Source organism: Metabacillus rhizolycopersici, assembly GCF_020075705.1.
Map to the genome: position 1 here is coordinate 1 of NZ_JAIQUM010000067.1, position 18,475 is coordinate 18,475.

General features: G+C 35.0%; 21 protein-coding genes. 4 read left to right on the plus strand and 17 right to left on the minus strand.

All coding sequences use genetic code 11. From position 1 onward, the window contains the following. Window positions 1-606 precede the first annotated feature (606 nt). The 7 genes from K9V48_RS21480 to K9V48_RS21510 form a co-directional block, all read right to left on the minus strand. Window positions 607-1,170 (minus strand): beta-class carbonic anhydrase, encoded by a 564-nt coding sequence (locus K9V48_RS21480; protein WP_224141185.1) that lies wholly within the window; start codon window positions 1,168-1,170, stop codon window positions 607-609. Between the two features lie 913 nt (window positions 1,171-2,083). Next, on the minus strand, window positions 2,084-3,193 hold the full coding sequence (locus K9V48_RS21485) for a GerAB/ArcD/ProY family transporter (RefSeq protein WP_224141186.1): 1,110 nt from the start codon (window positions 3,191-3,193) through the stop codon (window positions 2,084-2,086). A gap of 401 nt (window positions 3,194-3,594) precedes the next feature. Continuing rightward, window positions 3,595-4,167, minus strand: a complete 573-nt coding sequence (locus K9V48_RS21490; protein WP_224141187.1) for an NADPH-dependent FMN reductase — start codon at window positions 4,165-4,167, stop codon at window positions 3,595-3,597. 103 nt (window positions 4,168-4,270) lie between these two features. Then, window positions 4,271-5,428, minus strand: coding sequence for an NADH-dependent flavin oxidoreductase (locus tag K9V48_RS21495; RefSeq protein ID WP_224141188.1), 1,158 nt, complete (start codon window positions 5,426-5,428; stop codon window positions 4,271-4,273). Window positions 5,429-5,449: 21 nt separating this feature from the next. Beyond that, complete coding sequence (locus K9V48_RS21500; protein WP_224141189.1) at window positions 5,450-6,385, minus strand: aldo/keto reductase; 936 nt, start codon at window positions 6,383-6,385, stop codon at window positions 5,450-5,452. Window positions 6,386-6,464: 79 nt separating this feature from the next. After that, window positions 6,465-7,202, minus strand: a complete 738-nt coding sequence (locus K9V48_RS21505) for an IclR family transcriptional regulator (RefSeq protein ID WP_224141190.1) — start codon at window positions 7,200-7,202, stop codon at window positions 6,465-6,467. A 250-nt stretch (window positions 7,203-7,452) separates the two neighbouring features. Continuing rightward, window positions 7,453-7,779 (minus strand): winged helix-turn-helix transcriptional regulator, encoded by a 327-nt coding sequence (locus K9V48_RS21510; protein WP_224141191.1) that lies wholly within the window; start codon window positions 7,777-7,779, stop codon window positions 7,453-7,455. A gap of 151 nt (window positions 7,780-7,930) precedes the next feature. Between K9V48_RS21510 and K9V48_RS21515 the strand changes: the two genes are divergently transcribed. The 3 genes from K9V48_RS21515 (at window position 7,931) to K9V48_RS21525 (ending at window position 10,057) form a co-directional block, all read left to right on the plus strand. Further along, the gene (locus K9V48_RS21515) at window positions 7,931-8,329 is read left to right on the plus strand and encodes a DoxX family protein (RefSeq protein WP_224141192.1); all 399 of its coding nucleotides are present in this window, start codon (window positions 7,931-7,933) and stop codon (window positions 8,327-8,329) included. 25 nt (window positions 8,330-8,354) lie between these two features. After that, entirely contained in the window at window positions 8,355-9,206 is an 852-nt protein-coding gene (locus tag K9V48_RS21520) for a VOC family protein (protein ID WP_224141193.1), read from the plus strand. Window positions 9,207-9,364: 158 nt separating this feature from the next. Further along, a complete protein-coding gene (locus K9V48_RS21525; protein ID WP_224141194.1) occupies window positions 9,365-10,057 on the plus strand; it encodes an FMN-dependent NADH-azoreductase in 693 nt (230 codons plus the stop codon). Window positions 10,058-10,704: 647 nt separating this feature from the next. On the opposite strand, the gene K9V48_RS21530 is transcribed toward K9V48_RS21525, so the two are convergent. The 4 genes from K9V48_RS21530 to K9V48_RS21545 form a co-directional block, all read right to left on the minus strand. Continuing rightward, the gene (locus K9V48_RS21530) at window positions 10,705-10,869 is read right to left on the minus strand and encodes a hypothetical protein (protein ID WP_224141195.1); all 165 of its coding nucleotides are present in this window, start codon (window positions 10,867-10,869) and stop codon (window positions 10,705-10,707) included. Between the two features lie 721 nt (window positions 10,870-11,590). Beyond that, window positions 11,591-11,854, minus strand: coding sequence for a hypothetical protein (locus tag K9V48_RS29730; RefSeq protein ID WP_224141196.1), 264 nt, complete (start codon window positions 11,852-11,854; stop codon window positions 11,591-11,593). 35 nt (window positions 11,855-11,889) lie between these two features. Further along, window positions 11,890-12,537 (minus strand): hypothetical protein, encoded by a 648-nt coding sequence (locus tag K9V48_RS21540; protein ID WP_224141197.1) that lies wholly within the window; start codon window positions 12,535-12,537, stop codon window positions 11,890-11,892. After that, on the minus strand, window positions 12,538-12,939 hold the full coding sequence (locus K9V48_RS21545) for a hypothetical protein (RefSeq protein WP_224141198.1): 402 nt from the start codon (window positions 12,937-12,939) through the stop codon (window positions 12,538-12,540). A 170-nt stretch (window positions 12,940-13,109) separates the two neighbouring features. Between K9V48_RS21545 and K9V48_RS21550 the strand changes: the two genes are divergently transcribed. Next, entirely contained in the window at window positions 13,110-13,973 is an 864-nt protein-coding gene (locus tag K9V48_RS21550) for a coiled-coil domain-containing protein (RefSeq protein WP_224141199.1), read from the plus strand. 200 nt (window positions 13,974-14,173) lie between these two features. Here the strand turns inward: K9V48_RS21550 and K9V48_RS21555 are convergent, their stop codons facing one another. From K9V48_RS21555 to K9V48_RS21570, 6 genes are all read right to left on the minus strand, one after another. After that, entirely contained in the window at window positions 14,174-14,668 is a 495-nt protein-coding gene (locus K9V48_RS21555; protein ID WP_224141200.1) for a hypothetical protein, read from the minus strand. A gap of 640 nt (window positions 14,669-15,308) precedes the next feature. Continuing rightward, window positions 15,309-15,431 carry a hypothetical protein gene (locus tag K9V48_RS29185; protein WP_263432912.1) on the minus strand — a complete coding sequence of 41 codons (123 nt, stop codon included), beginning with the start codon at window positions 15,429-15,431 and terminating at the stop codon, window positions 15,309-15,311. Further along, a complete protein-coding gene (locus K9V48_RS29190) occupies window positions 15,432-15,557 on the minus strand; it encodes a hypothetical protein (protein ID WP_263432913.1) in 126 nt (41 codons plus the stop codon). A gap of 564 nt (window positions 15,558-16,121) precedes the next feature. Beyond that, on the minus strand, window positions 16,122-16,823 hold the full coding sequence (locus tag K9V48_RS21560; protein ID WP_224141201.1) for a hypothetical protein: 702 nt from the start codon (window positions 16,821-16,823) through the stop codon (window positions 16,122-16,124). Between the two features lie 15 nt (window positions 16,824-16,838). Then, a complete protein-coding gene (locus K9V48_RS21565; protein WP_224141202.1) occupies window positions 16,839-17,372 on the minus strand; it encodes a YddI family membrane protein in 534 nt (177 codons plus the stop codon). 13 nt (window positions 17,373-17,385) lie between these two features. Next, window positions 17,386-18,423: a bifunctional lytic transglycosylase/C40 family peptidase gene (locus K9V48_RS21570; RefSeq protein WP_224141203.1), complete on the minus strand. Its 1,038-nt coding sequence runs from the start codon at window positions 18,421-18,423 to the stop codon at window positions 17,386-17,388. Window positions 18,424-18,475: the final 52 nt, after the last annotated feature.

Here is an 18,475-nt window from a genome sequence, read left to right on the forward strand (position 1 = left end):
GATATCCAAGTTTTCCTTCTTGATATTCTTGAACTACCATAATCTTAAATTCATCACTATATTTAGTCATAAATAAACACCCCAAAAGTTAGATTTCTGACTCTAACTTTTGGGGTGCATCACATTTCAATTGATTTACGAGGGATTTTATCGAGATTTTCGCATTTTGTCCATAGACAATTTTGTTTTTCAACAGTATGTAATAACAGTCATATCACTAAAGATATGACTGTTATTAGGTCGCTTTTGGTTTTAAAATGCGATTTTCGACTATTTTTATTTCCTTTACCGTAATAGGAAGTCAACTTCCGATATAAAAAAGGGGCTATATGGGCATGTGATTCTACCCCAATAAGATTCCAAAGTATTAGATGAATACTATATACAAAACTAGTTAACATAATGAGGGATTATCGGAATTCAATGTATCTAGGAGCCTACACGAACACCCTCCAAATCACTTAGCTGGAGGGTGTTCGTGTTCACATAATCTTTGATGTAGGAAGTTAATTTAAAATATTATCATTAAACTTCGTAACTGTTTTGCTCTTATCAGTAGTATGAGCCAAATAACAGGGATATAAGAAAGATTTTTCTTTCAACCAATTAACTCTCATATCCGTCTACTACTATATCCAATTTCCCTGTTTCCGGGCAGATAACAAGTCCATGGACACTAATATTTTTTGGGAACATCGGATGATTTTTAACCATCCTAACGCTTTGTTCGACACTTTCTTCAACCGATTGAAATCCTGTTAACCAACTTTTGATGTCAATGCCTGCATTGCTTAAAGTTTCCACGACTTCTTTATCTAATCCGGCCTGTTCACATTTTTCTAAGAAAGAATTAGGTTCTAACCCTTTCATCCCACAACCGTGATGGCCAACGATGGCAACTTCCTTTGCCCCAAGCTCGTAAATTGCAACTAATATACTTCGCATCACACTTCCAAACGGGTGTGAAACGATTGCCCCTGCATTTTTGATAAGCTTTACGTCACCATTTTTTAGGTTCATAGCTTGAGGCAATAATTCAACAAGGCGGGTATCCATACATGTAAGAATAACCATTTTTTTATTAGGAAATTTAGTCGTTTCGTATTTTTCATATTCCCTATTTTCAACGAATTGTGTATTGTATCCAAGAATCTCTGAAAGTAATGTCATTTAAATCCCTCCTAATAGTTAATAAAATTATTTCATATCTTTCTTTGATGTTCAATATCTACTAATTCAAGTTGTCCTTGCATATAATCCATAAAAATCTAATCAATCTCGAAGTTATACTTTTTCATGGTACAAGACATGTATATTCTATACAAATCTAGTTAACATAAAGCTTCTTATAGGCATAGTGACAGGGTTCCTGCTTTAGTCTGCAAGATAATTTACATAAAATGTAATTTACGTATCAGATTTTTGAGAGAGATTTATGCTCACAAAGGGAAGTTATTGATAATCTGTTTTTGAGAATAGTTTTGATAACGATAAATCAAAGATTTTTTCATCAGAATAACGAGGAAATCCATTTTATCAAATACATACGTTTTTGATTGTGATCTTTTAGAGCTAATTATGATTTTTATTCACTATAATTGGTATTTATTCTGCGGACTACAACAGCTACCCTGTCATCAAGCCTTATAGGCAATGAAAAAGAGAGCCATACACCATGTATGGCTCTTTCATAACGATTTGAACCCTCTTAAAGTATAAATTTCCCAAAAAAAGTAAATGTAATAATGAACTAGTAATAAAAGGAGAATGGATATGTTTAAGAAAATCTTAGATTTACAAAACGACATATTAGTCCTTTGTGGAATCTACTATGCTATTCGCTTTATCTACACAAAAGAAATATACATACATGTATATGGATACACGGTAAATACGCTTAATTTACTCATACTAACAATTGCAGTGGTTGCAATACATAGAGCAAAGGATAAGGAGACTAGTAAAGAGATAAAATCAATAAAGTAACTGTGATAGACCAAAAATTTTATACTTTCTTTCAAAAAAGCTATCGAATTTGTTTAAACCTGATGGCTTTGGAATATAGCCCAGTGGTTATTATATTTCATTTCGATCTACTTTTCTTTTTGAAACCATTACGAATCATGGAAACAAGTAACATGAACAACGGAATGATCACCATGAAAGGCATGTGAAGAGGATATTGTATAATGTTTAGACCTTCTTCAATATGTTCTGTAAAATCTGAGGCAATCGCCATGGATAAAAAGAGAAGAATAATCCCGGTTGGTAAAACAATTTGTTGATGATTTTTTAACTTGAACAAGTCGACGATTCCGATGACTGCAACATAAAAAAGGATGGATATTTTGAAAAACATAGTAATCAGAAAAGTAAAGACAACAAGAGAATCAAGTCGTTGGATAAACTCGAAAAGGTTGACCTTTCCGATGGTTGATAACAAAGGAAACGTCGCTCTCTCCACTTCTTCAACACCAAGAACAGCGATATCTAAACTTGTTGTATAACTTAAAATAAGTCCACTTGAAATGACGGCAGACAGCCAAACTTTTTTAGCTAATTCGGGCCGATTTAGATATGGAAGCAGCATGGTAAAAACGATCATTTCTCCGAAAGGGAAAAAAATAAGCAACGGAAAGGCTGTCGTTAAAATGGGTTTCCATCCATTTTCCAAAAAGGGTTGCAAATTATGGAGCTCGACATTACCTGAAAAATAGACGAAAAGATTTCCTGTTAAACCTAATAAAATCAAGATGACAATAAATACTTCTGTTGTTCTCCCCAATACTTCAATCCCTAGATTAAGGACATAACAAATAGCAAGAACTATTAAGATATTGAGCGCTAATAACGGTGTTTCTGTCATTGTCGATGTAAGCAGCAAATCCCCGAAGTCACGCAGATTTCGGGCAGCATCATACAAAAAGTATATTACGTATAATAAACCAATTATCCACCCAACGTATTTACCAAATATTTTCCTAGCATATCCGGTCAACGGCAGATTTGGATATTGGCGAAATAAATAGTAGTAAATGAAAAATAAGACGATTCCACCGCATATCCCTAATAAAATCGCAAGCCAGGCGTCTTTTTTGGCCGTTACTCCATAACTTACGACAAGCGCACTTCCAAGTTCATATATAAACATCATGGCAAATAGTTGAATGACACTAATTTTTGCTTTCTCCACTGTCTAGAAACTCCTTCTTTTCCCAACGATTTAATCCGTACGCTTGTACATCATCTATTTATTCATCCTATCCTACTTTCATATGCTCAATACTTTTAAGGGTTGAGGAATGTATACGTTATACAAATCTAGTTAACATAAAACCAACTTCAGGAAGCTAGCAAACGAAGAAAAAAAGAAGCGAATCCCTTGGTACCACAAGGGATTCGCTGTGTGCTGGGATATCATTCTTATTTTATCCTTTATGCATGATTTTATACAACGTTGATAGATCAACGTTTTAGGCTTCTGAAGAAGCTTTAAAAATGCATAAAAAAGTGGGGTTTTATGCAATCCTTGTTTAACTAAAGGACCCGTTTTTTGTAGGTATAATTTACCTTGTACTTAAGTACTTTAGTTTATTATGAATGAACGGCAGCCAGGGAATTCGTTTTGTTATAGAATTCAACAAAGTTTTTCACAACTGAATCTAAGAATTCAATGGTCGCTTGATCCGTAATTTCACCAGCCTCATCCACTTTTTCATGAATAGAACCAATATATACTTCATTATTGGGTAATAAGATAGGTGACAAGTTGGGATTTGATAAGATTTCTCTTAAATGAATTTGAGCACGAACACTTCCTAATGCACCCATAGAAGAACCTACGATAAATGCAGGTTTGTCTTTGATTTCAAAATCCCCACCACGTGATAACCAGTCGATTGCATTTTTCATTGCACCTGGTATTGAAAAATTATATTCAGGGACTGCAAATAAAACGGCATCTGAATCCTTCACATCCTGTTTAAATTTTTTCGTGTTTGCTGGTACGTCATTTTCAATATCAATTGAATACATTTCAACGTCATTGATTAATACAGGTGTAATATCTAGTTGATTTGCATAACGATTTTTCATAAATTCAACTATCTTTAAGTTGAATGAAGTTGAACTTGTGCTACCTATAATTGCTTTCACTTTAATTGTCATAATGGTCATTCTCCTTTTATATATGATTAATTATTTACTATTTATTGTTGTTTGTCCTTATTCAGTTATTCAATTAATTTGCTCAGTATTGAACAAAGATATCTTACTTTTGGATTGTTTCTTTCTCAATAGGAAACCAACCAGGCACGTCTAATATGAGTTCCCAGAGTGGATCCGGTATAGTGAGAAGGGCTTGATTACTTGGATTAATGGTCGTTTTGATTTCTTTCTCTTTTCCCTGCTCTACTTTTTCTACCCACTGAGGTTCCATAATGAGTTCCCTTCCTAATGCAACAAAAGGAATTCTTGTTTTCTCTAGTGCCTCTATCGCTTGATCTGGTGTATGGATGGAGCCTACTCCAATAATAGGAACTCGATTTCCTACATGCTCTTGAATGAGCTCAACCCGTGAACGATTGCTTTCCACTCCACGGCGGGGCTTAGACCAAAAATCATTTAATGCCATATGAATATAATCCGGTTCTGCGTCAGCTAGCGCATCAAGAAGAATAAAAGTTTCAGCCATCGTGATTCCTGGCGTTTCCGGTTCTTCGGGGGACAGACGGTAGCCAAGGATAAAAGGTTGTTTGGCATGCTCTGCCATGACTCTTTTCACTTCTTCTATGACTGCAAGTGGAAATGCAAGTGGTTTTTCGATGTTTCCGCCCCAGCGATCTGTTCTTGTATTCGAATGAGGGGAAAAAAATTGTTGAATAATATATCCACTCGCACCATGAAGTTCCACCCCATCAAAACCTGCCTCTATGGCACGACGAGTTGCCTCTCCGAAATCCTTAATTAATTGAATGACTTCTTCATCGCTCAAACTACAAGGGGTTTGATCAATACTGTAAAACCCCCGATCAAGAAGAGGAGCCACACTGCTTGCACTGACTGTTTCCCCGTCTGGGATTAAGTGTGGTACAGCTAATCGTCCACCATGATAGAGCTGGATGATGGCTTTTGCTCCTTTTTCTTTTATAGAAGAAGCCACCCTTCGTAAACTTTGAATCATCGTATCTCGATCCGCGGCAAACTGTCCTTCAAATCCTTTTCCATTCTCTTGAACATAAGCACAAGCTGTAATGACCATTCCCGGACCGTTGGAACGTGCCGCATAATAGTCGATCTCTGCATCTGAAGCCGTATCATCCGGATTTGCAGAAAAGGTCGTCATGGGTGCCATGACTATTCGGTTTTTTAATTGTACTCCATTGCGAAAAGTAAATGGTTCGAATAAAGGTTTGTACACTTCTTTCATATGTGATTTCTCCTATGTTGTTTATTCTTGGAAAGTACGATCGATTTCTTGAATTTCTTCTGCTGTTAATTGAACATCTAATGTTTTTAAATTATCGAGTACTTGTTCTGCTCTCTTTGCACCTGGAATCACAACATCAATGGAATCACGTGTTAAATACCAAGCTAAGACGATATGGGCAACGTCTGTTTGTTTAGCATCAGCAATGTTACGTATCTTTTCTACTTTTTCTAAGTTTTGTGCAAATGTTTCTCCTTTTAAATGCGGCATTTGTGAACGAAGGTCATTAAATAACATGTCTTTATTGTATTTACCTGCTAATATGCCAGCTGCTAGAGGGAAGTACGGGATAAATGAAATATTCTGCTCCGCTGTGTATGGGAGTAACTCTTTTTCAGCAGATCGTTGTAATAAGTTATACTCACCTTGATACACATCAACATAACCGTCTTTATTCGCTTCTTTCAACTGTTCAATGGAGAAATTAGATACCCCAATAGCTCTAATTTTGCCTTCATCTTTTAGTTGTTTTAAAATACCAACAGCTTCATCCTTCGGTGTATCATTATCCGGAAAATGGATATAAAATAAATCGATGTAGTCCGTTTGTAGACGTTTTAAACTATCTTCAACGGTTTGTTTTAAAAATGCTGGAGAATTGTCGATAACAACATCTTGTCCAACAAATTTATGCGCAGCTTTTGTTGCTAGAATAACGTCACTACGCTTTCCTGTTTCTTTGATCACTTCTCCGACTAATTCTTCAGAACGCCCTGGTCCATAAATGAATGCTGTATCTAAAAGATTAACCCCATGATTAATCGCTGCCCGTACTAACTCTTTTCCTGCTTCTTCATCTAAATTGGGATATAGATTATGTCCTCCAACAGCGTTTGTTCCAAGTCCAATCGGATTAACGTATATACTTGTTTTTCCCAATTGTGTTTGTTTAGTCAATTTTCATTCTCCTTTTCACACTTTTTATTTTAGAGACAAGTTAAACAATGGATTTCTAAGGACTTTTCAAGTCAAGATCCTACTCTATTTCATTTGTTATTTCTTTACTGCCGTTGATAACCTTGCGTGTTAAGCTTCGCAAAATACTCCTTTTTATACTTTCACTAGGACCGGCTATTGCGACTGCGGCTATTATTTGGTTGTTACGAAACACAGGAGCTGCTATACAACGAACGCCTAAGAATCTCTCTTCGTCATCAATCGCAAACCCTTGTTTTTTAATAACATCTAAATGATGAAAAAATAGTTCTTGATCTATAAATGTATGATCAGTCGCTTGAGTCAAAGAAAGATGAGAAAATAGCTCTTTTCGTTCATTTGGATTTAAATGGGCTAGTATTACTTTTCCTATGGCGCTTTGATGGGCAGGAGAACGATTGCCTATCTCTTCATGAAAAGGTTCTTTGAAAGGAGGTTTAATCATTTGCTGCATGACCAACTTCGTTCCATCTAGTGTTCCTATATACACATTTTCCCCTACACTCATCCCCAAACGATAGGGACTTCGTAATGTAATCCAATCAATGGATGTTTTTCTTTCAGGAACGGAAAGAAACATCACCTGATTCAATTCAAAATATTTGCCCCGTTTCTTGATATAGTCCATGTCTTCCAACGTATTCACTAGCCGAAAAGCCGTCGTCTTCGTTAGCTGAAGCATTTCAGAAATCTCTCTCAACGTTAAAGATCGATTTATTTTCAATAGCTCTAAGATCTGTAGTCCCTTTTTTAATGTGGAAACTTCGTATTTACTCATAAAGTTCACCTCGGCTCTAAAACTATCTTAAACCTCATTCAAAATTTAATTCAACAATGGAGATTTTTGTTCCACTATTTGAAACTTTTTTGATGAAGCTTACTTCCGTAATTATCATGAATTCGTTTGTGTAACAGCACTAGACAAAGAAAAAGACATTATCACGAGCTTCTCCTCAAAGGAAGAAATCATGAGAATGCCAATTACTCTTTTTTCTAAGTTTCTATTTCATTTTGCTTTTCAGATTATCTTATGTTTCCTTACTCTCTAGTTTCACCCAAAACTGAGACCAGTTTTCTATCTCTTTTAAAATAGGTTTTAAAGAAGTCCCTTTTTCTGTTAGTGAGTACTCGATAATAACTGGTGTTTCTGGAATGACATTTCGCTTTACAATTCCTTGATGTTCCAAGTCTTTTAATCGCTCAGACAACACTTTTCCACTGATTCCAACAGAAGATTGGATCGTGCTAAACCGCCCTGAACAGGATAGTAATTGATAGATTATTAAAGCATTCCAACGTTGACTTAAAAGCGAGACTGCTTTTTCAAATCTAGGACAAATAGTAGATTGTTTCATATATTCTTACACCCCTCTATTTATATTATATCACCTAACTATTTGTTATTTAATTTTATTTAACCATATAATTACTTGACAATACATAAGTACCCAAATAAACTTACTTACATAAAGTAACTAAATATTAAACGAAAAGGAGTTAAAAAGTATGAACAAAAATGAAGTAGGGAAAGTTATCTTACGTGTAGTTTTAGGTCTTATTTTCTTCATTCATGGATTATCAAAATTTCAAGGGGGGATAAATAACACTGTTGGGTTCTTTGATAGCATCGGGATTCCAGGATTTATGGCTTATGTTGTTGCATTAATAGAATTAATTGGTGGTATTGCTTTAATTCTAGGAATTGGAACACGAATTGTTTCTGTCTTGTTTGCGGTTATTATGTTAGGTGCCATTTTTACTGCAAAACTTCCTTTAGGACTTCTAGGGAATGGTCAAATGGCAGGATATGAACTTGATCTAGCGCTATTGGCAATGTCCATCTATCTTGCTTTCGCAAATAAGTCTGCATTCTCTTTAGATAACAAGTTTCTTCGTTCTGAATGAATCGAACTCATTAGGAGGAATAAAAATGGGATTTCATAGTAAACCGAATACTTTTGTAGGTCATGTGAAAATTAAGGTGGAAAATTTAGAACGCTCTCTTAAGTATTATCAGGAAGTCATCGGTTTTAACGTTTTAGAACAAACAAAAACAACAGCTAAATTAACGACAGATGGTAAAACCAGTATATTATCACTTGAGCAACCGGAAAATGTTGTACTAAATCAAGGCAGGACAACAGGGTTATATCACTTTGCAATCCTTTTACCTCATCGCTCAGATTTAGCGAATATTGTCTTTCATTTTATCGACAAAGGGATTCGAATTGGCTCATCAGACCATTTAGTTAGTGAAGCTCTCTATTTATCAGATCCAGATGGGAATGGTATTGAAATCTATATAGACCGTGACCCTTCTGATTGGACTTGGAATAACGGTGAGGTAGCAATGACAGTGGATCCGTTAAATTTTGAAGACCTGCTTTCAAACGGAAAACAGGAGAAACCTTGGGAAGGTCTACCTGTTGGTACAGTTATGGGACATATACATTTACATGTATCTGAATTGAAAAAGACTGAGGAATTCTATACGAAGGGACTTGGTTTTGAAGTGGTAAACCGATATGGAGCTCAAGCACTTTTTATCTCTACTGGTAAATACCATCATCATATTGGCTTAAATACCTGGAATGGTGTGGGTGCACCTCCTCCCCCTGCAAATAGTGTTGGACTCGAATCCTTTACACTAATTCTGCCAAATGAGGAAGCTAGAGATCATGTAGTAGCTAACTTAGAGAGTATTGGTGCAACCGTTACAGTAGAAAATGATATTTTTATTACTTTTGATCCTTCCGGGAATCGTATTCAATTAGAGATTTAAATCTATTTACTTTTTAACTGTTTAAGAAAGTAGCTGAGTGCATTAATCCGTTAGTTACGGAGGTAGATCCAATTGTTCGGAAGGAAACTAGTAAGTGAATTGGGGATGTTGTTTTTATAAAGAAAGCATTGATTATTAAAAATAAGGTTGGTGTCAAAATGGGATTTTTAAACAAGTTATTTGGGAATAAAGAACAAAATATAAATACAGAGGAGAATAAAACAATGTCAAAAGTATTATTTATCAAAGCCAATGATCGTCCAGCGGAACAAGCAATTAGTTCGAAAATGTATGAAACATTTGTAAACACTTATAAAGAAGCGAACCCAAATGAGGAAATTACTGAACTAGATCTTTTTAATCTTGATCTTCCATACTTCGGAAATACTGCTATTACAGGAGGATACAAACGTAGCCAGGGTTTAGAGTTAACAGCTGAAGAAGCAAAAGCTGCAGATATCGTTGAACAATACTTAAACCAATTCTTAGATGCTGATAAAGTAGTATTTGCTTTTCCTTTATGGAATTTCACAGTTCCTGCTCCACTAGTAACCTATATTTCTTACCTTTCTCAAGCAGGAAAAACATTCAAATATACAGAACAAGGACCAGTTGGACTAGCTGGTGACAAAAAAGTTGCAGTATTAAGTGCTCGTGGTTCAGATTACTCTTTAGAACCGATGGCTTCTATGGAAATGGCTGTTAATTATGTAACAACTCTCCTTGGTTTCTGGGGCATTACAAGCCCTGAGACAGTGGTTATCGAAGGACATAACCAGTATCCTGATCGCGCACAAGAAATCATTGCAGACGGTTTAGAAAACGTTGCAAAAGTTGCTTCAAAATTCTAATTGAAATGGTTAAGTAAAACCAGCATGCTAATTCATGCTGGTTTTAAAATTGACCTAAGATTGTAATTAATTAATAAATAGTATTTTGTATTATTAAACTAAACCTGTATCGTAGTTGGACAAACAACAGTACCATAACTTTTAATTTATGACACCTTTATATACAAAAAATACTCGATTGCGAGTATCAACAAAGTTCAAATTAAGTATAATTTACCATTGTGCTTTAGTACCTTAATTTATTAGAATTTATACGAAACCCTTTAACTTTTATTCGACAAAATAATGTTTAAACAAGTGGGTTTGTTCTACAAGAAAAGCGACTAGCTAATGCTATTCGCTTTTTTAAGTTATGACACTGTTATTTTTAGGAGATTCATTCTTGAGAATTCTTAAGAATGTGGTCAACTATTCACTACCGCAATGAGAATAGGGAATAAGATAAAGAGGACAATGAGGACGATAGGATAGTAGATGATCCACCCGCACTACCCACACACAGGACAAGAGAAAAAAAAGAGATAGAAGAGAAAGTAAAACATTTGGAATTTATATTTTGAAAATTCAAACCTACAACATTTTTTTACAAGTTAAAACAAATCCAGTTACCATAATCGGCTTTATAGATAATCAAAAAGCCATCAGATTCAGCAGAAACCGATGGCTTTTTCAAAGGTTTTAAGTTCAGAAATTTTCACTAATTCAACTTGGCCTAATGAATCCTTCTTCTTAATCTCACAAGTACCATTATCATATAACCATATAATTTTATACTTTTCTCCTTTAAACATCACACTAGAACCGATAGCCACCGACTGTCCCTCCCCAGATTATATTGCTTTCAAATTATATATAAAGTTCACTTGTTAAAGCTTTGTTAAGGATTTATAACCATTGTAAGCGTTTACTGAAAGTTGTGTAAATAGGTGTTTTATTCACATATAGTTAATATAACCGTAATTATGAAGTAAACAAAAGAGCCAACCAAAGCCTTAGCAAAGGGGTGCTCTTGGTCGTTTTTTCTGGTTTATGCCAAGATTTTATACAATGTCGATACATCAACGTTTTGGGCCTCTGAAGAAGCCTGGAACCCGCATAAAAAAGGGGGGCATGTAACAAAGAACATTAGAAATCAACGATACATAAGTTAGATTTAATTCAATATGGTATTTATGTTCAATTATAGCTTTAAGCTTCCTATAACCATTTCAATAATTAGTCAATTTACAAATTGATTAAATCTTCCATACTTATTTTTATCTTCTTGTCTCCCTTTGACCCAGCGATAATAAATAAAACGAGGGACATTAAAAACTTTTAGAATACTTATGATGGTGCACTTCTTACTTAGTTTCCGTACTAATTTGAAAAAGGATGATATTTTTCCCATTTTGAGGGAAACCCATTCCTTCAGCTTGATTGGTATGGGACACTACCCCTTCTTTTAAAATTTTCCGTAAGCATTTGATTATCAATTCACTTTGATTAATGAAAATTCTTATATATTATTAGGTAACTCGTTAACTCCATTAACTAGTACCCATATACAAATTTCTTAGATAAGACTTTATTGATCGTAAAACATACTTTTTCACGATCATTTGTAGTATGTACGAGGTCATGAGGTTTATCCACTTTTAAAGTATTTTTCATTTCTTGGAGTAATCCGACTTTTTTTCCAATCTGATAATATACTGTCCGAGCTTCTTCACTTAACAGGAAGTAGAAATAATCACAGTAATTGAGGTAAGATTCCCATTTCTCATCCTGTAAAAAATCAGATTTCGATACTTTCACTTCAATGATAACAATGTGCCCGGATTCATTATATCCTACAACGTCAGCACGTTTCCGTTTGGTAATGTTACTTCACTAGCAACAATATACCCTTTATTAAAAAGCCATTTTAAGGCTTTATCTTGTAGTTCTCCATGTCGTTTTAAATCGTATAGGGACAGTGTATTTGTGGCTGCAACGGCTTCAATGAAAGATTGTGGAGAGGTTTTTCTAAGCTGCTGCATTTGTTTCTGAATGCCTTTCCGTTCAGATTCAATTTCTTTTTTCTTTTTATTAATCGCTTCAATAGTGGTCATTAAATCTTCTGCTAACCCCGAAGGTAGACGATAATATGGGCTTAACGGGGTTCCCCATGCGTGATTTCGCTTTTTTTCTTTGTCATAATCCCATTCAGTAGGATAAGGGTTCTTGCGATCCGTTCTTTTGGTGTAATCCTCTGCTAACCCATCAAGATTATTTACAAACCAAACATAATTTGAATCATCATAAGCTAAAATCTCTTTCTTTTTTAAAGACTTCTGCCATCTGGAATCAAGTCGTTTAGCCAAAACTAATTTCTCTTCGTATACCCCAAGATGTTCAACAAAAAAATCTTGAGTGTTTTGGGAATACTGCTTTAAAAACTTGATTTCTTTTTCGACCTTTTTCATTAATTGGTTTGTATTTTCTTCTAATTGCAGCAACTATTTTTCCCTCTTTTGAAGGTACTCACGTTTGCTATTCACATCTTTTTGAAATTCACCTATTCGTTCCCGCTTTTCTTTCAATGCTGTAATGAGTAGTGGCAGTTCTTCTCTTTTTGTTTTTTCGGTGATGGTCGATAAAATTTCTGTCAGCCCTTCCCAATCTTCTTGTTTGAACAGTGGAGCAAGATGAAGGACTTTTAAACCGAGTAACCGAACCTTTTCAAATATTTGAAGGTGTAGATTTTCTTCTGCTTTTTCTAAGATACGAGAATAACGGCTTAACCGTTTGGCATTATCCAAAGAAACCGGAAACATGGTCGGAATGTCCTTTACTTTTGTACCAGATTTTAAAGTATTTAATATTTTTAAACTTATTTCGTCTGTTCCCGTAATAGCCATAAGCTCAACTCCTACTTAAAAGTGTTCGGCACACTTTCATTTTACCTCTTTTCCTCAATCACAAAACAATACTTTTTGTTTTTCTTCTAAAATAGTAAACTTAAGTTAACTAGGTTAACCTATATATAAAATAATATTAATTAGTTAACAAATTAAGGAGTGATAATAAAATGGCCGATAAAACATTTGGTGTAAAGGTAAGTGAAGAACTACACGACAAAGTAAAAGAGTTGATTGAAAGTAGTGGAGATTCTGCAAAAGAATGGTTCGAAAAGGCAGTCGCTATAACCGAACTACAAACCATCAAAGAAGGTGCATCAGATTATAGTCAAGACTTGACCGAGTTAGAAGTACATACGACAAGGATTTACGAGTTGATTTCTAATATGGTTCAGCGATCCATTTACATTAAAGATCATGCCGTCCAGGAAGTAACTAACAAACTAGAACAAAAGGAATCAATTATCGGTGAGTACCAAGAAAAAACAAAAGTGGCCATAGAGGAATTAAAACAGTGCCAAGAATCATTAAAGGCGATCGAGGCAGAAAAAGAAGAATTATCGAAACAATTGGAAGAATCACGTTCCACTAACAAGAATAATCAATTGCTAATATTAGAATACAAAGAGAAAAATGACACGTTAACCGGTTTAGTATCTGAATACAAAGCTCACCAAGAGGAAAATGGAAAGTTGAAAGAACAACTAGCTCAACAAAAAGAACGATATCAGTCACAGGTGAGCGAGATGAACGATACTGTTACTGATAAAATCGAACAAATTAACCAGTTAACCAGATTGAATGGGCAACTCAAGAAAGACCACGCCGTTGAATTAGACAGAATGGCCGAAAAAAACGAATTCGAAAAAGAAAAAGCGTTATACGAAATCAAAAATGAATATAGAGATAAAATTGTTGAAATCAACGAAACTCATAACACTAAAGTTCAGGAACTTTACGACAATATGGATAAAATCAGAAAAGATTATGAAGCTAAAATTGAAAACCTCCAAAAACAAATCGATTCAAAATAACCCAACAAATGATATGTACCATAAGGTTAACCAGTTTTATTTGGTTAACCTTTTTTATCAGTATATAAAGCATCCCTCATTATTTTAGGAGCACTACCTATTTAAATCCTTATCTGCTCACATCACAACAGTTTTCATCGACATCTAGAATCCCATCTAGCCTTACACTCTACATGTTATTTTTTTAGTTCTCCCATAGTCTATTTCCCATACTTCTCCATTGTTTTCTCTATTGATTGATTTACTTTTTTCTCTAAATCTGACCATTTGTATGAATCTAACAATCCAACTTTCTTGAATTCATTTAAAACAAATTCCGTAGCTTTTTCATTGGAAAAACCATTTTGAATTAATTCGTCTTTAACATTATTAAGAGTTTGACTTGTATATTTTATATTATAAGCATACAAATCTCTTATGACTTGACCGTCTTTTTCTCTTTCTTCAATCATTGGATGGTAATCTAATATACTGATTTCTCTATTCCCTACTTGCACAAAAGTATTATCGTTAAACTTTCCTTCTAATTGTTGTTTAGCCAGATCGTGATACCCCATTATAAGCATTTCTGAATTCTCCTTCGTGCCAACGAACAACCCAGTAGTACCTTTATTATTTTGATTAATTTCGTTGCTCTTTTCCATGAACTCATTTCCAAATGTCCGATAATTCTCTTTAATATCTTCTTTATTCATTTCATAATCTCTCCCTTCTATGAATTCATTTCTTATTAATTTAATAATAAAAATGAATTATTTTGTTTTTTCTTCTTTGAATTTGATTTTTTCCTTTTGACTTGCGAAGCGAGCTAGTTCCCCAAAGGGGGATTATTTTTCCCCTTTTGCAAGTAGAACGAAAAACACGCATAGTCAATTGGTCAAGGGTGATTCTAGCCTAAAAGTTTTTTGATGTTGCAAAGCGTCCTTAATCAAAAAACTTTTTGGCCCCTTGACCGATTGACTAGCCTTCTTAGCTTCTAGCCGGAAAGGTTCGGGTGTCCTTCCGGCTGGAAGCTTAGAAGGCTTGCGCTGTTTTACGATTCGGAAGGCAAAAGGGAAAAATATTCAATAAAAGAATCCTTCAGGATTCTTTCCTTTTGGTCTTTTAATCTTTTCAGCTTTTGGATTTTTGATCTTCAGAGTCGGACGGATCGACCGTTAGGCAAATGGAACAGGAACCTACGGGATGTAGGCGTTAGCCGTACAGACCGTGGTTATCGGTCCATTTAGACCGGAGCGAGATGCAATAGAATGTTAGGTTGCGTTTTTTGTAGCCTTACATTCTATTAGCAGACCCTTTAGGGCGCCCCAAAAGATTCAGTTTCTCCGTTTTGTTCTAGCCATCTCCTTCTTCAGCTGGTGTGCTGTGTTCAAGTATCCTTCTTACTTCTTGTTCTGTTTCTGATGACAAAAAAGGAGATTTACCGGGTGAATAATCACGATGAATAAGAGCCTCCATTCAACCTTCATTAAGCTTTTTAATATAGTTTGTAATGGTTTCTCGATGCACATTGAGCAGTTCTGTCACTTGAATGGCATAATACCCTTGCATAATGAGACAGATGACAGCCACTCGTTTCGCCATTGTTGCCTTTTTGATTGATATTTACATCTATGATGACCTTCTAAGACTCTAGATTCATTATGTATGAAATAATAAATTGAAATCTGCCCAACAACTAAAAGGGATTTTTTCAAAAGATAATGAATCTCACCACAAGTTAATTAATTTATGAAAGCTAATGGAATATAAGCAAAAGTTTATTTGATGTTGATTGATTATTTCCTCAAAAAATAAGTTTAAAAGGCTATCTATAGACCAGCAAGCCATCCCTACCCTTGAAACCAGCCTTGTAACTATTTTTATAAGCTTCTATATTGAACTTTATATTCGGAAAAGCAAAATAGATAACGGGTAAATATTTACTGTATAAGAATTCAATTAGAAACCAACATTAGTCACTTTCCCTTTATTTAGGTTGCCCCTGAACACCTTAGAAAAGATTCCACGGCCCTTTTAATCTTGTTTGACGATTTCTTGTATGACTATTGGAGATAGAATGTGCTGTAATTCTTATGCGGAAGGTGTCTGTTCACTGAAGTTGATGGGATTCATTAAAAGACCATCCTTTCTCGTAAATCTCGGAAGTTATTTCTGATTTGCTTGTAGGTAAAGTTGAGTTACTTTGTAAATACTCTGTTCATTCCCCCCGTTAGATTCCATTTCCCTATACATTAATTCCATCTCATAAAGATGCATGTAATAGAAAAAATCAAATGGGCCAAAAAAGACTTCTTCAAGATCTTGAGGATAAAATACATAACCTTTGAATTCCGTTTGCCCTTCTTCCAATCTAGCTCTAATTCTTTTATTTCCATCTGCACAAATAAAGGCCTTTTCAACTCCAAATATCCTCACAAAGAAAGGAAAACGCTGATCTTCTAATTTATCTTTAATAACAAGTGTTGTAGGGTCTATATACAGATGGTTTAGATTTACACGTTCGATTGATAAAAGATTCCTATTTTTGATTTCTTTCATTTTTTCTATATCAAAATGTAAATAATAGGATCCAAAATCAGTAATATGTTCAAATGTAAACATTTCAAAGTCCTTATCTGGTATTAACATTTGATTTTTGATTCTTTGCATAATTGGATTAGAGTCTGGGAACTTTTTTATATAATCTTTTACCTCTTTATCTAGATTAAGAAAAGTAGTAAGCCAGAATTGTTTCCACTTCGAAAAAAAAGATAAATGTCCAAATAACTTCTCTAAAGAATCAAAATATCTTTCAAAATCGAATTCTACATATTGAACAGGGGTTGTAGGTGTAAATGTTACAGGCATATGAAAACACTCCTTTTATTCTCGTCCAGTCAGTTGACCAATAAATTCAACATCATCAACCTTCCAACCTTTCTCCCTGACATAAATCAGTGACGTTTTGACAATAACAGTCTCTGTATTAGCAACACCGTTAAATTCCGTAGTAAGTTTAAACTCATTAAAAAAATCTGCTTCTGTTTTCGAGTCTTGATATTCAAAAGGTTTCAATCCTACCATTGAGGATTGAACTGATTGCTCCGTATTGGGAAGATCCGTCCCTGAAGGATGAGTTGCCTTATATCCCTGATCGGTCATGAAGGGTTTGATATTTTCATATCGTTCAGCAGTCGTTTGATAGGTGAAGAAGCTTTGAAGGAACTCTCGATTGACCTTTAGTGCATCAGTGTTCTGAATAGAAGATAGAGATTCAATTTTCTCTTCATAGTTTCTTTGATTGGCCCTGACCTCTTGTAATTGTGTTCGTAAGCTAAAAATATACATGATGACCAAAACAGCCCCGACGAATCCAATCATTAATAAAATGTACTGTTTCTTTTTATTCGGTTCCATACCTTCACCTCCATTACTGAGCCCTTCTAAAGCCTAAAAAGGGATATAAGTTCTTCCATTCTTCAACTGAAGAATAGGAAGTACCATTACTACCATTAGCATTAATAAACTTTCCGTCTCCAACATACATGCCCACATGTGACGCTCCTGGCTTATAAGTAGAAAAGAACACTAAGTCACCTGGTTTTATCTGATCTTCAGGAATTGGAACAGTTTTGTTGTATTGAGATTGAGCTGTCCCATACATATCGATACCAATTTGTGCAAAAGCATATTCTAATAACCCTGAACAATCAAAGCCTCCTGCAGCTGGTGTCCTTCCTCCCCACACATAAGGTAGGCCAAGGAATTCCTTCATGATGTTATGAACTTCTTCCACATTAAATAATTGGGTACCATCACCTGTTACAATGACGCCTTCGCTTTCAACGTTATAGTAGCGAAGCACATGATCAACATACTCTACATCACCGTACCTAGACCAACCTAATTTAGAAGCCATCATCTGACTAAACTGGATGGCTACCTCTTTGGAATATCCTCCACGTTCTATTGCATATCCAATAAATCCATTCCCGAAATTGTAAGCTTGTAAAGCTAAGTGAATATCGCCTTTAGCCTGCTTCATCACTTCTGCAAAGTATTTCACACCAATTTGAATGGAATATTCAGGATCCATAATTGCCCCAGCTGGAAGTCCAATAGACTCAGAAGATTGCATAACATCTAAATGCCTTCCACCAGATTCTTGTTGAATAAGAGCCATGAGAAGTCCGACATATTCACCTACCCCATTGTCCTCTGCATATTTCCGTATAAGAGATTCGTATCGTAATACTTCAGCTGATACTTGCGCCGTTCCTCCAGCCCCTTCTGTCGACATACCTGATTCAAACTGATTCTCACCACCCAAGCTCATGGAAATAAACAAAGCTAATCCGAAAATAGATATGAGAAGAAGGAAGATACCTGCAATAATCCAAGTGAGGGGGTTTTTAAGAATGGCAATAGTTCCAACTGTTTTTGCACCTTTCTTCAGAATCCCTTCCATACTCCCTCCTTTCTGAAGGCGATTTTGACGCAATAATTAAGCCATTTTGTTC